Raw genomic sequence first — 14,707 nt, 5'->3', positions numbered from 1 at the left:
AACCATGGAGAAATGGCGACACCGGGAGGCCTCGCACGGTGATCATGAACCGGACTGGCTGAGGTTCGTCGGACAGCGGCGACGATCGGCCGCACAATGAGTCATGGTGACTCGGCGTCAGTTCGGTTCGGCGCTGGTCGGTGCCGCGTTGCTGGCCGGCTGTACCCGGGCGACCGAGGTCACGCCGGGCCGCGAGCCCCGGGTCGGCGCCTGGGTCCCGGTCGCGGACGCTCCGTTGACGCCGCGATACGACGCCGTCAGCGCCTGGCTGGGCGGGCGGTTCGTGATCACCGGAGGGCAGTCGACGCTGCCCTGCCCGCCCGGCGCCAGTTGTGCGCCTCCGAAGGTGCCCGCACTGCGCGACGGGGCCGCGTTCGATCCGGAGACAGCCAGATGGGAGCGGCTGTCGGAGGCACCGACGCCGATCGCGGGCCCGTATCGGTCGGCGCTGGTCGGTGATCACCTCTACGTGCTGACGCTGAACAACGGGCAGCCGGACAGTCCCGACGCTCTGCTCGGCTACGACGCCCGAACGAACCTCTGGTCACGGCTGCCGCTGCCGCCTGAGACCGACGTCGGCCTGGTCGGCACCGTGTCGAGCGGGCTGATCGTGATCGGCTGGTCCGACGAGCAGGGCACAACCGCGGATCACCGGTTCGATCCGGAGTCGCAGCGGTGGATCCGTTTGCCAGACGATCCGCTCGGTCCGAGCTTCGACCGGACCGGGGTCTGGCTCGGTGACCGACTGCTGCTGGCCGCGATGGACTTGGTCCGTTCCCCGGGCTCGGAACGACCGTCGCTGGTCCGGCTGGCCATCTGGGACCCGGCCTCGGACCGCTGGACGCGCGGCCCGGACACGGAGCTGATCGGCGGCGGCGCGGTCTGGGTGGGCGATCGGGTGGTCTGGCCGATGACCGGCATGGCGGACGGCGGCGAGGTCAACAACTGGGGCCGTCACTATCCGTACGGCGGCATTCTCGACCCGGGTACCGGCCGCTGGACCGCGCTGCCCGCTCCGCCAGCCGGCCGCGGCCTCGGCGGAGTTCTGCTCGCCCTGGACGACATGATCACCGTCGGCGGTCACCTGCTGGAGCCGGCGGGGCTCGGCTGGACCCGGGTTCCGGAGTCACCGGTCGTCGATCGGGCCGGGGCGACCGTGATCGGCGGCGCGGGCGCGATCTTGGCCTGGGGCGGCAGCGACCACAAGATCAACTTCGCCGACGGCCACCTGCTCCGGCTGCGCTGAGCCGGCGGCGGTCAGGACTGGCCGGCGCGCTCGGCCGAGCCGCGGATCAGGGCGGCCTGGCCGAGGTGCTGCAGGCAGTCGCCGATCACGCTGACCAGGCGCACCGCGACCGTGACCGGCGGATCCCAGTGGGTGTCGACGACCCGGTCGAGCTCGGCTCCGGTCAGGCGGTCCAGGTAGTCGGCGGTCGCGGCGTGCACCTCCTCGTCGTAGCCGGCCAGGAGGTCGGCCGGCACCCGTACCGCTTCGACGTCGGCGCTGCTCTGGGCATAGCCGGTCGCGTCCGGCTCGAACGGGAGCCCGAACCGGTCCCGCCAGCGCGGCCAGATCTGCTCGACGCCGGCCAGGTCCGCGACATGATCATCGTGAACGCGGGACTGGTGCCAGAGCAGCCAGGCGATGGTGTTGGCACCGGGGTCGATCCGGTGAGTCGCGACCTGCTCCGTCAGCCCGTCGGTGAGGCCTTCGACGAGTTCGCGGATCCGGCCGAAATGATCAACGAGTTGTGCTTTGGTCAGCTGCAGATCATCCATGTTTCGACCCTAGGGCCACCGAACCTGGGTCACAATGGCGGCGACGACGCGCAGACGGAGATGGCCGTGACCGCACCCAGCTCGCAGGACCTGCCCTACAGCGTGCCCGACCGGACCGCGCTGACCGAGCCGATCGACCGGGCCGCCCTGGCCGCGTTCGTCGCCGAGTCGAAGGCGAACGACCAGCCCTGGCGCCGGATGACCACCGGCCTGCGCCGGCCCGGGTGAGCGACCTGATCGGGCAGCTGGTGCCGGTGGTCATCCCACTCGCCGGGCTCGGCTTCGTGCTGACGACGGGAGGCTGGTCACTGATCGAAGCGGTGGGCCGCTTCACCCTCGAGGCGCCGTTCCCGCTCAACCTGGTGATCATCGCGTTCGTCGTCGTGATCTTGCTCGGTGTGCTGGCGGCGGCCGTCGCACTGATCCGGATGATCTTGTCCCTGATCATCCCGCGCTGGTGGTGGGAGGCGGCGTTCCGACTGGTCCGGTTCGCCCGCGCGAACGGTCTCCGCTACGGGCACGACGACCCGGTCGGCCACCCCGGCCTGATCTTCGGTACGGGCAGCGACCGGGTCGCGGAACGCCGGCTGACCACGACCACCGGCCGACGGATCGAGATCGGCAACTACCGCTACACGGTCCGGCACGAGCGGAGCGCCGAGGTCTTCCATTGGGGCTACGTCGCGATCACCCTGGACCGGCGGCTGCCGCACCTGCTGCTGGACGCCAAGGGCAACGACGACCGCAGCGTCTTCGGGATCAGGACCTCCAACCTCCCGGTCGGGCTGGCCCGCGACCAGCGGCTCTCGCTCGGCGGCGAGTTCGACGACAGGTTCACCCTGTACGCGCCGAGCGACTACGGCCGGGACGCCTTCTACATCTTCGCGCCGGACCTGATGGCGCTGTTCGTCGACCGGCTCGGGACCTACGACGTGGAGATCATCGACGACACGATGTTCGTGTACGGCAGCCGGTTCGACCTGCTCGACCCGCGCACCTACGACTGGCTGCAGGAACTCGTTGCCACCGTGATCACCCGGACCGTGCGGCGGACCGAGCGCTACTCCGACGACCGGGTCGGGCTGCAGGGCATCCCGCACGGTGATCATGGTCCGGTGTTCGCCCATGACGGCACCGGCGGACCGGCGGCCGCCACCAACCGGGTCGCCGAGGGCGGGCGGCGGCTCCGGCGCAGCGGTTGGGGTACGGCGGCGATCCTCGCCGCGATCGTGATCGGCTACGCGATCTACAGCATCATCCTGGCGCCGATGTTCGGCTGGCCGACTCCTTGATCAACGAGTCCGTGATCACGTCCGGCCGGTGATCGCCCAGTCCCGGATCAGGTCGATCCGCTGCTGCAGTTCGTCGGCGCTGGCGATCGCACTCGGGGGTCCGCCGCAGGCGTTGCGCAGCTCGGTGTGGATCACGCCGTGCGGCCGGTTGGTCCGGTGGTGCCAGGCGGCGACCAGGCCGTTCAACTCCTTGCGCAGTTCCCGCAGCTTGGCATGCGCGCTCTGTTCCGGCGCGACCACCCGGGGTCCGCGGGCCACCTGCTCGGCCTGCCGGCGCCGCAGCAGCTCGCGTACCTGATCGGGTTCGAGCAACCCCGGCAGCCCGAGATAGTCCTGTTCCTCGTCGCTGCCGACCTGCGCGGCCAGCCCGAAGTCGGCGCCGTCGAAGACCACCCGGTCGAAGTCGGCGTTGCTCTCCAGCGCCGCGAACCCACCGCGCTCCTCGTCCTCGCCGTCCGGCTCGGTCTCGGTCCGTTCGGCCTCCGCCAGCAGTTGTGCCTCGTCCGGCGTCGACGGCGCTTTCAGGACGTGATCACGTTCCCGTTCCAGCTCAGCGGCGAAGCCGAGCAGGTTCGGCACGCTGGGCAGGAACACCGAGGCGGTCTCGCCGCGGGCCCGGGCCCGGACGAACCGGCCGACCGCCTGGGCGAAGAAGAGCGGCGTCGCGGTGGACGTCGCGTACACCCCGACCGCGAGTCGCGGCACGTCGACGCCCTCCGACACCATCCGCACCGCGACCATCCAGCGGTCGTCGCTCTCGGAGAACTTCGTGATCTTCTTGCTGGCCTGCGGGTCGTCGCTGAGCACCAGCGTCGGTTTGCGCTTGGTGATCGCGTGCAGCAGCTCGGCGTACGCCCGGGCCGAGTTCTGGTCCGTCGCGATCACCAGCCCACCGGCGTCGGGCACGTGGCCGCGGACCTCGGTGAGCCGGGTGTCGGCCGCCTTGAGCACTGCCGGGATCCAGGCACCCTGCGGGTCCAGCGCGGTCCGCAGCGCCTGGCCGGCCAGGTCCCGGGTCATCGGCTCGCCGAGCCGGGCCGCGACCTCGTCGCCCGCGCTGGTCCGCCAGTGCAGGTCGCCCGAGTACGCCAGGAAGAGCACCGGCCGGACGATCGAGTCGGCCAGCGCCTGCCCGTACCCGTAGGAGTAGTCGGGCCGGGACCGCATCCCGCCGCCCGCCTCCGGCTCGTAGGTGACGAACGGGATCGGGTTGGCGTCGGAGCGGAACGGCGTCCCGGTCAGCATCAGCCGCCGGGTGGCCGGCTCGAACGCCTCCCGGACCGCGTCGCCCCAGCTCAGCGCGTCGCCGGCATGGTGCACCTCGTCCAAGATCACCAACGTCTTGAAGCCCTCGGTACGGATCCGCAGGCCCAGCGTGCTCTGCGCCACGCCGGCGTAGGTGAGCGCGATGCCGACGAAGTCACGGCTGGTCTTGCCCTGCTTGATCCCGAAGTTCGGGTCGATGCCGATGTTGATCTTGGCCGCGGCCTCGGCCCACTGCGTCTTCAGGTGCTCGGTGGGCGCGACGATGATGATCCGGTCGACGATCCGGCGGTCCAGCAGGTTGGCGGCCAGGGTGAGAGCGAACGACGTCTTGCCGGCGCCCGGTGTGGCCGTCGCCAGGAAGTCCCGGGGATGGGTGTCGAAATACTGCGTCAGCGCCGCCGCCTGCCAGGCCCGCAGCTTGGTCGCCGTGCCCCATGCCGCCCGATCCGGGAACGCCGGTGGAAGACCAGTGGTCTTGATATCGGGTTGTCCGGCAGTCACTGGCGAGATTGTAGTGACTCCCGGTGACGGCTCAGCGACGGGACGCGGGGTGTCGGCTGAGTGGGATGCGGGCGGCCGCACCGACGCCGAGCAGGCCGACCACGACCATGGCCGCCATCACGGTGCCGAACGTCAGCGCGTGATCGCCGGTGCCGCGCAGCGCCGCGAAGATCGACCCGCTGACCCCGGCGAACAGGGCCGCGCCGAGGGAATCGCCCAGCTGCAGCGACGACGCGATCCGGCCCTGCTGGTCGTCCGGAGCGAGCGACATCGCGGCGATCGAGGTGGACGCGATGCCGAGCCCCATCCCGAACCCGCCGATGATCCAGCCGACCGCGACCAGCCCGACCCAGAGCCATGGCAGCAGCGCGGTCGCCGCCACCAGCACCAGCCCGGCGGCCACGCAGCCGGTACCGGCCAGGATCAGCCGGGACCGGGGCAGCTCGATCCAGTCCCGGGACTGGATCCAGGCGCCGGTGGTCCAGCCGACAGCACCGCAGGTCAGCACGGCGCCGGCCAGAATCAGCGGGATGCCGCGCTGCTCCACCAGCATCAGCGGTACGAACACCTCGGCACCGAAGAACGCGCCCGGCAGCAGGGCCCGGCTCATGATCACCATCGGCAGCCCGCGGCGCAGCCGGAGGAAGCCGGGCGGCATCAGCGGCGGCAGCGCGATCGCCAGCCCGGCCAGACCGGCAACGGCGAGCCCGATCGCGACCAGGTCGAGCCGCTGCCCGGCCAGTTGGATCGCCGCTGCCGAGGCCGCGACCACGACGGCCGCCCACAGCGGTGCCGGCCGGGTCGCCTCCCGCCCTTCGACGGGCTCAGGGCGCGGTTCGGTCGCCCGCGACCGATGCAGCCGGATCAACGACGGCAGCACGAAGGCCGTACCGATGCCGACCAGCGGCAGCACGCTCCAGAACACCCAGTGCCAGCTCAGTTGATGGGTCAGCCACGCCGACACCGGCGGACCGACGAACGACGGCACCACCCAGGCGGTCGAGATGTAGGAGAACATCCGAGGCCGGGACCGCTCGTCGAACGCCTGGGCGATGCAGACGAACGTCGCGACGTTCATCACCCCACCACCGAGCCCCTGCACCAGCCTGGCCGCGACCAGCTGCGCCATGGTCTCCGCAGTGGCCGCGACCACCAGGCCGGTCGCGAAGATCGCCACGCCGGCCAGGAACGGCCGGACCGGGCCGATCCGGTCGCACAACCGGCCCGCGACCACGGTCGCCAGCAGCATCCCGATCAGGAACAGCGAGAACGCCCACGCGTAGACCGCCAGCCCGTTCAGGTCCTGGGCCGCCACCGGCATCGCCGTCGCGACCGCGATCGACTCGAAGGCCACGGCCACCACCACCGTGCACAGCCCGATGGCCAGGGCACGACGAGACACCGGAGGATTCACCCGGACACCCCATCACCTCGACCCCGGTTGAGGTCAATCGGGTTATCCCGGCTTGGTGAACAGGTCACTAGACTGACCCGGGTGAGCCAGCAACTGAGTCCCGGAGCGGAGACGATCGTCGATGAACGGACCGACTTCCGGCCCGACGAAGGCGATCACGAACGCTTCTCGCATTACGTACCGAAGGACAAGCTGACCGAGGCGATGGTCATGGGCACGCCGGTGGTGGCCCTCTGCGGCAAGGTCTGGGTGCCGAGCCGCGACCCGCAGCGGTTCCCGGTCTGCCCGGAATGCAAGGAGATCTGGGAGAGTCTGCGCGACGACGGCCCCGCCGGCGACGACTGAGGCGGCCGGTCAGGGCACTTCGGCCGGCACCTCGGCGATGAGTTCCTCGCCGCCGACGTCGCCGGTCTCGCCCGCGTTCGCCGCCCAGCGGCCGAGCGTGAAGACGTACGCGAAGAACGCCGCGAGCGCCAGGCCGCCGATCAGAAGACGGGCCCACGGCGGCAGCATCGACGGCGTGATGAAGCCCTCCAGCAGACCGGAGATCAACAGCCACAGGGCGAGCCCGAGCGCGATCGCGCCGGCCGCCCGGCCCTCCTCGGCGAGCGCCTGGGCCCGGCTGCGGCGACCCGGCGCGATCCAGCACCAGCCGAGCCGGAGCCCGGCGCCGGCAGCGACGAACACCACGGTCAGCTCGAGCATCCCGTGCGGCAGCAGCAGCCCCCAGAAGATGTCGGAGCGTCCCGCGTCGATCATGTAGCCGGCGATCGCGCCGACGTTGAAGATGTTCTGCCAGAGCAGGATCAACACCGGAACGATCAAGATCCCGAGCAGCAGACAGCTCGCCGACACCCGGGCGTTGTTGACCCAGACGTGCAGGAAGAAGTCGAACGCCGGATTCTCGAAGTAGTACTGGGCGAAGTCGTACTCGACGAGTTGTTTGACCGCCTCGTCGCTGAGCAGTGACTCGCCGAGACCGGGGACGTTGATCACGCGCCACGCGACGACGGTCCCGACGATCAGATTGATCACCGCGGTGATCCCCCACCACCAGCGGGCCCGGTAGACCGCGGCCGGGAAGACGGTCGTGAAGAACCGCCCGATGGAGTGCCACAGCGGCGTCGTCGTCCCGGTGACGACGGCCCGGGCCCGAGCCACCAGCGCCGACAGCCTGGCTTCCAGGACCGCGTCCGAGGCCGTACTGCGGACCACCGAGAGGTGCGTGGACACCCGCTGGTACAGGTCGACCAGCTCGTCGGCCTCCGCACCGGTCAGCCGGCTGGGACGCTCGGTCAGCTCGGTCAACCGGTCCCACTGCGGACTGTGCCGCACGATGTAGGAGTCCAGGTCCATGCGGCTCAGCCTATGGGCGAGCCGTGTCGGCGCGCCCCGGCCGTGCCAGACTGACCGGGTGAGCCAGATCGTGACCGGAGACGCGGTGGTCCTCGATCTGCGCCCGGCCCGGGTGCCGAGCATGCTGCTCGCCGCCGTCGTCGATCTGGCGGTGATCTCGCTGGCCACCTCGCTGTTCGGGTACGTGATCTCGGTCATCGCCGGCGGGTACGAGTACCGCGAGCAGACCATGACCATGATCGGCGGGATCCTGTTCGGCTTCGGCTATCCGATCGGCAGCGAGACCGCGACCCGCGGCCGTACCCTCGGCAGCTGGGCGCTCGGCCTGCGGGTGGTGCGCGACGACGGCGGCGCGATCAGGTTCCGGCAGGCGCTGCTGCGCGGGATGGGGTTCTGGTTCGCGGACTTCGCGCCCTGGACCGGGTTCTGCGGCGGCCTGATCTGCGCCTCGATCCATCCGCAGTCGAAGCGGATCGGCGACCTCGTCGCCGGCACCCTGATGGTCCGGGTCCGGTCGCCACGGCGGCCGCGGCCGATCCCGCCGGTGCCGCCGGAGCTGGCGGGCTGGACGTCGCAACTGCAGCTGAGCGGACTCTCCGACGAACTGGTCACGGCGTCGCGGCAACTGGTGCAGCGGCATGACGGCCTGCTTCCGTACCCGAAGGAGCAGTTGGCCCAGGAACTCGCCCGTCAGGTGGCCGCCCGGACCGCCCCGGCGCCGCCCGTGCCGCTGCCGGCCAAGGACTTCCTGGCCGCCGTGATCGCCGAGCGGCGGGACCGGGAACGGCGCCGGCTGGCCGAGGGCGGCTGGGTCCCGACCGCCGCCGAACTGCCGGATGGCTGGCGATGATGCTGCGCGTACGCTGAGCCAGCGGCCACCTGCCGGATGTCTCCGCGTAACCTTCGGCTCGCTTTTCGCACCTAGTCTCGAATCATGACCTCGCCGAACGACCCGCCTCGGCGCACCCTGCTGCTGGCCCGGCACGCGAAGTCCAAATGGGGCCTCGATGTCGACGACCACGACCGGCCGCTGTCCGGGCGCGGCCGGCGTGACGGCCTCGCGATCGGCGAGTTCCTGACCGGCAACGGCTACAAGCCCGACGTCGTGATCAGCTCGACCGCGACCCGGGCCCGGCAGACCTGGGAACGAGCCGTCGCCGGGGGCGCCGTCGCCCGGGACGTCCGCTACGACGACCGGATCTACGAGGCCTGGTCCGGCGCCCTGGTCAAACTCGTCCGCCGGCTGCCCGAGGACGCCGCGACCGTCCTGCTGATCGGCCACTCCCCCGGCATCCCCGACCTGGTCCGCCTGCTCGCCGGCCGCCGCGGCAAGAAGAAGGCCTGGACCCGGCTGGAGGCCAAGTTCCCGACCAGCGGCCTGGCCATCCTGCACAGCGACCACGACTGGGCCGACGTCCACCCCGGCACCGCCGAGCTCTCGGACTTCGTCGTTCCCCGCGGCTCCGACTGAGACGGGGCGAGTGCGGCGGAGCCGGTCCTGAGAGACTTGGCGGCATGACTGAGGGCGGTTCGGCAGAGTTCTGGTCGGGGACGGACTTTCCGTACATGTGTCTGCGGGACGAGGTCCGTACCGCGGCGCTTGGGGCCATGATCGAGAAGGTGGTGCAGCCGGGCGACGTCGTCCTCGACGCGGGCGCCGGGACCGGGATCCTGTCCCTCTTCGCGGCCCGCGCCGGCGCCGGCAGGGTGTACGCCATCGAGGCGGAGCCGGTCCTGGCCCGCAACCTTGAACGGACCGTCCGGCTCAACGGCTACTCCGATGTGATCGAGGTGATCGGCGGTGACGTACGGGCCTTCGATCGGCCGGTCGACGTCGCCCTGATCGAGTTGATCGAGACCGCGCTGCTCGACGAGTCCGTGGTCGAGGTGCACAACGAACTGCTCCGCCGCGGGGTGCTCGGCCCGCAGACCCGGATCTTCCCGTCCGCCTACACGACGTACGGCGAACTGGTACGGACCGATCGGAACTTCCACGGCTTCGTGATCGACGCGGTCGGTCACGAGTGGTCCTTCTACGACGACTCGCCGCAGCGCTGGGGTACCCGAGCCATCGAGCCGCTGACCGAACGGCAGCCGATCTGGAGCGGCAGCTTCGGCCCCGGCGTGATCGAGCCGGAGGTCGACACCGTGCTGCGATTCCCGGACGGTCTGCCCACCGGAGCCGACGGCATCGGCGCGCTTCGCCTCACCGGAGAACTGCAACTGCCGGATGGGTCCGTGCACGCCGATTTCCCGTCCCTGAACGGCCCCAAGATCATTCCGCTCGATCCGCCGCCGAGTGCGACCACCGCACTCCGGATCCGGTACGTGATGGCCGCCGGACTGGCCAGCCTGCGGCTGGATTGGGTCGATCAGGCCTGACTCAGGCCAACGCGGACCGGAGTTCGGCGACCCGCTGTTCCAGCTCGGCGAGCTGGGCCGGGTCGGGCTCGCGGAGCAGCAACTGCTCCACCTGCCGGGCCACCTCGGAGGCGAGATCGAACCCGAAGGTGCCCGCCGACCCGGCGATCTGGTGCGCCAGGTCCTTGGCTTGCCGACGGCCGTCCTCGCTGAGTCCGGCCGGGTCGGACCCCGCGATCACCTCGGCCAGCGCCTCGACCCGGATCCGGTTGGTCTCCTGCGCCTGGGCGCTGATCGAGTCGAACACCGCTTCGGGCGATGGCGACGAGCGATCGGAGAAATCCGTCATCGAGCCCATCCCAGCAGCGCCGCAACCTCATCGGCCAGCGTCATCGGGTCGAAGGGCTTCGAGATCACACCGGCCGGGCGGCCTTCGTCGGGTAGCCGGGCATCGAATCCGCCGAGCTTCGCCGTGAGGAAGATGACCGGGAGCTCCCGGGTCTCCTCGTGCTCGCGGAGCCGGCGCAACGCGGCCGGGCCGTCCATGCCCGGCATCATGACGTCCAGCAGCATCGCGTCCGGACGCTCGGCGACGGCGAGTTGCCAGCCTTCCGCACCGGAGCTGGCCGTGGTGACCTTCCACCCACCGACGAGCTCGAGCGCGAGATGGGCGACCTCACGAATGGAGCTGTCGTCGTCGACGACCAGAATGTGACGGTCCGTCATAGATCAGCCTTCAAGGCGACGCCGGTACGCAGACCCGCTCGGAACATCCGCCTCAGTCATCAGGTCCGCCTCCAACCGCCCCGTTCAGTCGCCCAACTGCCGGGAGTCGATGCGCGAGCGCGCGCCATCCCCCGACGGCCGCACCTCCCCAGCCCCGGGACGCACGACCGAATGACCTGCCCGCAGATTCACAGTCGGTCGTCATCGTAGCGTTATCAAGCCGGGCGCGCGGGGCCGGGGCCGAGTCTGCACCGTCACCACAGCCTCCGGGAGAGCGTCTACCGAGCCTGATACACAGGGGTGAGGGACGGCTTGCGGTGATAGCGTCCTCTGCATGACGGAGTCGGCTGGGGACCCCGGATCGAACTCCCGGCAGTCCCGCACCCGAGCTTACCGGCGGTTCACCGCTTGGTGCGTTCTGGCCGCCGTCTGCCTGCTTGCCGAACTTGCGGTGCTCACCAGCCCGTTGCCGCAATCGACCCGCGAATTCAGCGGCCAGCTTCTTCTGACCACCGGCGGTCTGGTCGTCGGGCTGAGCGCCGGGCATCGCGTCCGCACCATCCGGGAACGCCGGTCGCGCGCCTGGCTGTTGCTCGCGCTGGCCGGCGTGATCTGTGCAGCGGCCAATCTCTACGAGTTGGTCGAGTCACTCAACAGCACCCGGACCACCACGGAGATCGGCACCATCGGCCTGGCGATCGGTGTGGTGTTCGGCATCCTGGCCATGATCAGTTTCCCACCCTCCCGCCGTCGCGGCACCGACCTGGCGCGCATGGTGCTGGACGGTGTCGTGGTCGGCGGCTCGATTCTGTTCTTCACCGCCGTCGTGGTCTACCCGCCGTTGCTGAGCACCCGCTCGCTGGCGATGCCGACCGATGTCGGCGTCCTCGTGATGCCGATCGGTGACGTGATCGTCGCCACCCTGGCCGTCTTGTTGATCATGCGAAGCAGCGGGACGGACCGTCCGTCGCTGATCTTGGTCGGTCTCGGCTTCGCCTTGTACGCAACGTCAGACCTCGCCTTCGCCCTGCTCAGCGCCCAACAGACCTTCACATTCGGATCGATTGTCGATCTCGGCTGGATCAGTGGGTACGCGTTGATCGCGCTCGCCGCTCGGCACCCCGGTGCGGCGCTGCCGACGGCCCACACCACGCCGCGTGAAGCCTCCCCGGTCGCCGGCACGGTGATCATGTTCGCGATCTTCATCGCGGCCGCGTTCGTCGGGCAGCTCGGACCGGTCAATCCGGTGACCAACGCGCTCTGGCTGGTCGTCCTGGTCGCTGTCGCAGCGCGGCAGATTCTGCTGATCATCGACAACCACGCACTGCGCCGAGATCTGGAACGGCGGGTCGCCGAACGAACACGGGATCTGCGACGGCTGACCGAACAGAGCGAACTGCTGTTGAAATCGGTGGGCGACGGCATCTACGGCGTCGACACCAGTGGGCGGATCACCTTCCTGAACCCGGCGGCCGCGCGGGTGCTCGGCTACCCGCCCGCCGAACTGATCGGCCGCAGCGCGCACCGTACCTTCCATGCGCCTCATCCCGACGGCACCCGGACCTCGGAGAGCCAGTGTTACGTCACCGAGGCGGTCCGGGACGGCTTCGCCGCGATGGCGGAGGAGGACACCTACGTCCGGGCCGACGGCCGGCACATTCCGGTGGAGGTGACCGCGACCCCGCTCACCGTCGGCGGCGCCTCACCGAACGGGCAGGCCGCGTCCACCCGCGGCGCCGTGGTCGTGTTCCGCGACATCACCCAGCGGCGCGAGGTGGACCGGATCAAGAACGAGTTCGTCTCCATGGTGAGCCACGAGCTGCGCACCCCGCTGACCTCGATCCGCGGATCCCTCGGCCTGTTGGCCGGCGGCGCGCTCGGCGACCTGCCGGATCGGGCCGGCCAGCTGATCACCATCGCCCAGCAGAGTTGTGAACGACTGACCCGGCTGATCAACGACATCCTGGACATCGAACGGTTCGAGTCCGGCACCATCCCGATGGAGATCGGCGAGCACCAGGCCCCGGAGCTGATCGCCTCCGCCATCCGGCAGGTCGACCTGGTCGCCTCGGAGGCCGAGGTCAGGCTGCGGATCGGACGGGCCGACGGCACCGTCGTCGCCGACGCCGACCGAGTGCTGCAGGCTCTGATCAACCTGATCAGCAACGCCGTGAAGTTCTCCAAGGCCGGCGACGACGTCCTGATCGCCGCGGTGCCGCGCGGCGGTTTCGTCGAGTTCAGCATCACCGATCACGGCCGCGGGATCCCGCCGGACAAGCTGGACAGCATCTTCAACCGGTTCGAGCAGGTCGACTCGTCCGACTCCCGGGAGAAGGGTGGCAGCGGCCTCGGGCTCGCCATCAGCCGCAGCATCGTCGAGCGGCTCGGCGGCCGGATCTGGGCCCGCAGCGACCCGGACCGCGGCACCGTCTTCACCTTCACCCTCCCCCGCGCCGAGCGTTCCGTCGCGGCCGGCCAGGACGACCATCCGACCGTCCTGGTCTGCGACGACGACGATTACGCCGTCGAGGTGATGAGCCGGCTGCTGGAGGCGCGTGGCTATCGCGCGGTCGGCGTGACCGACGGGCAGGCCGCGATCGAGCGCGCCCTGACCGACGCTCCGGACGTGGTCGTCGTCGACCTGGCGATGCCCGGCACCTCCGGTGCCGACGTGATCGCCGCGCTCGGCCGGCACAGCGCCACCCGCAACCTGCCGATCGTCGTCGTCTCCGGCCTCAGCCCGGCCGGCAGCCCGGAACTCGCCGCGCGCGTCGCCGGCTGGCTGGTGAAGCCGATCGACGAGGAGCGGCTCGCCCATACGGTCCGGACCGTCTTGGCCGACAAGCCTGCGGAGAACACCGTGCTGGTCGTCGAGGACGACGACGACCTGGCGTCCGACGTCACCAACCTGCTGGAGCGGCGCGGGCTGACCGTGCACCAGGCGCCGTCGGTCTCCGACGGACTCGGCTACTTCGAGCGCGCCAGTCCTTCGATCGTCGTGATCGACCTCAAGCTGCAGGACGGAGCCGGCGGCGACCTGCTGACCGTGCTGCGGCAGCGAGGCGCTCAGGGCCTCTCCGTGGTCGGCTACGGCACGACCGCGAGCGAGCTCAACGGTCACGCCGCCCTGCCCGGCGGCCGGGCCGTCTTCCTGACCACGGCTCCGGTTTCGGCGCAACAACTCGAGGATTCCGTCATCGAGTTGTTGGACGCCGGCAGCGGTACGCCCGCCCGGGCGGCGCCGATGGACCCGTCCGACCTGGACCGAGACGACGGTGAGGAGGTGGAGGCGCCGCGCCCGCGCCGGGCGCTTGATGTTACGACCACAAATCCGTGACCAATCATGATCTCCCGATGCGGTACTTGACGACTGTCTAGGGGAGAATGTGGCCGGAAAACACCGCACGCTCACAGGCCGTCCTGCGCAGGGAAAGCAGTCGGCCGTGCGGAACCGCGAAGGGACGACATGACGCAGGGCAATGTCGGCGCGCTCGAGATCCGGGTCAGCGCCGGCCGGGGGATTGGCTTGACTCGACTCTCCGCTTTCGACGCGGCGTTACGCGACGCCGGCGTCGCCGACTTCAACTTAGTTCGGCTCTCCTCGGTCATCCCGCCGAGGGGAGTCATCCGCGAGGTCCCGGGTCCGGAGCAGCTGAAAGGCCGGATCGGGGACGTGCTCTACTGCGTGTACGCGGACTCCTACGCCAGCACGCCCGGCGAGGAGGCCTGGGCCGGCGTGGCCTGGGCCCAGCGGGACGAGGTCGAACTCGTGCCGGGTGTGGAGGCCGAGAACGAACTCTCCGGCTCCGGGGTCTTCGTCGAGCACAGCGGAATCTCCCAGGCGTTGGTCGAACGCGACCTGAGGGCCAGTCTGGCCGACCTGACCCGGAACCGGGTCGGTGACTTCCCACGCCAGGGGCGGGTACTGAGCTCGGCACGTTGCGTGGACCACCCGGTCTGCGCCATTGTCGTCGCGAGCTACTCCATCCAGACCCTGACCCAGCCGTAGCGG

The 14,707-nt window shown here is 70.3% G+C and carries 15 protein-coding genes; 9 read left to right on the top strand and 6 right to left on the bottom strand.

Features of this window, described 5'->3' with window-relative positions:
* Window positions 1–103 precede the first annotated feature (103 nt).
* A complete protein-coding gene (locus AC6CCG_RS23590) occupies window positions 104–1,246 on the top strand; it encodes a Kelch repeat-containing protein (RefSeq protein WP_496657173.1) in 1,143 nt (380 codons plus the stop codon).
* 11 nt (window positions 1,247–1,257) lie between these two features.
* Here the strand turns inward: AC6CCG_RS23590 and AC6CCG_RS23585 are convergent, their stop codons facing one another.
* Entirely contained in the window at window positions 1,258–1,779 is a 522-nt protein-coding gene (locus AC6CCG_RS23585) for a mycothiol transferase (protein WP_496657172.1), read from the bottom strand.
* A gap of 66 nt (window positions 1,780–1,845) precedes the next feature.
* Here AC6CCG_RS23585 and AC6CCG_RS23580 point away from each other — a divergent pair, with 66 nt between their 5' ends.
* Both AC6CCG_RS23580 and AC6CCG_RS23575 read left to right on the top strand, forming a co-directional pair.
* Complete coding sequence (locus tag AC6CCG_RS23580) at window positions 1,846–2,007, top strand: hypothetical protein (RefSeq protein ID WP_496657171.1); 162 nt, start codon at window positions 1,846–1,848, stop codon at window positions 2,005–2,007.
* Window positions 2,004–3,071: a hypothetical protein gene (locus tag AC6CCG_RS23575; protein WP_496657170.1), complete on the top strand. Its 1,068-nt coding sequence runs from the start codon at window positions 2,004–2,006 to the stop codon at window positions 3,069–3,071. Before AC6CCG_RS23580 ends, AC6CCG_RS23575 begins: the two co-directional genes overlap by 4 nt.
* A 15-nt stretch (window positions 3,072–3,086) precedes the next feature.
* Here the strand turns inward: AC6CCG_RS23575 and AC6CCG_RS23570 are convergent, their stop codons facing one another.
* Entirely contained in the window at window positions 3,087–4,838 is a 1,752-nt protein-coding gene (locus tag AC6CCG_RS23570) for a DEAD/DEAH box helicase (RefSeq protein WP_496657169.1), read from the bottom strand.
* 31 nt (window positions 4,839–4,869) lie between these two features.
* Window positions 4,870–6,240 carry an MFS transporter gene (locus AC6CCG_RS23565; protein WP_496657168.1) on the bottom strand — a complete coding sequence of 457 codons (1,371 nt, stop codon included), beginning with the start codon at window positions 6,238–6,240 and terminating at the stop codon, window positions 4,870–4,872.
* A 93-nt stretch (window positions 6,241–6,333) separates the two neighbouring features.
* On the opposite strand from AC6CCG_RS23565, the gene AC6CCG_RS23560 reads away from it, so the two are divergent.
* Window positions 6,334–6,597: a DUF3039 domain-containing protein gene (locus tag AC6CCG_RS23560; RefSeq protein WP_496657166.1), complete on the top strand. Its 264-nt coding sequence runs from the start codon at window positions 6,334–6,336 to the stop codon at window positions 6,595–6,597.
* A gap of 9 nt (window positions 6,598–6,606) precedes the next feature.
* Here AC6CCG_RS23560 and AC6CCG_RS23555 read toward each other — a convergent pair whose 3' ends face one another.
* Entirely contained in the window at window positions 6,607–7,608 is a 1,002-nt protein-coding gene (locus AC6CCG_RS23555) for a stage II sporulation protein M (RefSeq protein WP_496657164.1), read from the bottom strand.
* 58 nt (window positions 7,609–7,666) lie between these two features.
* Between AC6CCG_RS23555 and AC6CCG_RS23550 the strand changes: the two genes are divergently transcribed.
* The 3 genes from AC6CCG_RS23550 (at window position 7,667) to AC6CCG_RS23540 (ending at window position 9,990) form a co-directional block, all read left to right on the top strand.
* Window positions 7,667–8,458, top strand: coding sequence for an RDD family protein (locus tag AC6CCG_RS23550; RefSeq protein ID WP_496657163.1), 792 nt, complete (start codon window positions 7,667–7,669; stop codon window positions 8,456–8,458).
* Between the two features lie 84 nt (window positions 8,459–8,542).
* Window positions 8,543–9,079, top strand: coding sequence for a SixA phosphatase family protein (locus AC6CCG_RS23545; protein WP_496657161.1), 537 nt, complete (start codon window positions 8,543–8,545; stop codon window positions 9,077–9,079).
* Window positions 9,080–9,123: 44 nt separating this feature from the next.
* Window positions 9,124–9,990 (top strand): 50S ribosomal protein L11 methyltransferase, encoded by an 867-nt coding sequence (locus tag AC6CCG_RS23540; protein ID WP_496657160.1) that lies wholly within the window; start codon window positions 9,124–9,126, stop codon window positions 9,988–9,990.
* Window position 9,991: 1 nt separating this feature from the next.
* On the opposite strand, the gene AC6CCG_RS23535 is transcribed toward AC6CCG_RS23540, so the two are convergent.
* Both AC6CCG_RS23535 and AC6CCG_RS23530 read right to left on the bottom strand, forming a co-directional pair.
* Entirely contained in the window at window positions 9,992–10,318 is a 327-nt protein-coding gene (locus AC6CCG_RS23535) for an Hpt domain-containing protein (RefSeq protein ID WP_496657159.1), read from the bottom strand.
* Window positions 10,315–10,695, bottom strand: coding sequence for a response regulator (locus AC6CCG_RS23530; RefSeq protein WP_496657158.1), 381 nt, complete (start codon window positions 10,693–10,695; stop codon window positions 10,315–10,317). The genes AC6CCG_RS23535 and AC6CCG_RS23530 overlap by 4 nt, the downstream gene beginning before the upstream one ends.
* Window positions 10,696–11,029: 334 nt before the next feature.
* Here AC6CCG_RS23530 and AC6CCG_RS23525 point away from each other — a divergent pair, with 334 nt between their 5' ends.
* Together AC6CCG_RS23525 and AC6CCG_RS23520 are read left to right on the top strand one after the other, a co-directional pair.
* Window positions 11,030–14,032 (top strand): ATP-binding protein, encoded by a 3,003-nt coding sequence (locus AC6CCG_RS23525; RefSeq protein WP_496657157.1) that lies wholly within the window; start codon window positions 11,030–11,032, stop codon window positions 14,030–14,032.
* A gap of 129 nt (window positions 14,033–14,161) precedes the next feature.
* Entirely contained in the window at window positions 14,162–14,704 is a 543-nt protein-coding gene (locus AC6CCG_RS23520; RefSeq protein WP_496657156.1) for a pyruvoyl-dependent arginine decarboxylase, read from the top strand.
* Window positions 14,705–14,707 lie beyond the last annotated feature (3 nt).

The sequence above is a fragment of the Microlunatus sp. YIM B11417 genome (assembly GCF_059617205.1).
The sequence above is the reverse complement of the archived record's forward strand: the minus strand, read 5'-3'. Positions and strand labels throughout refer to the sequence as shown.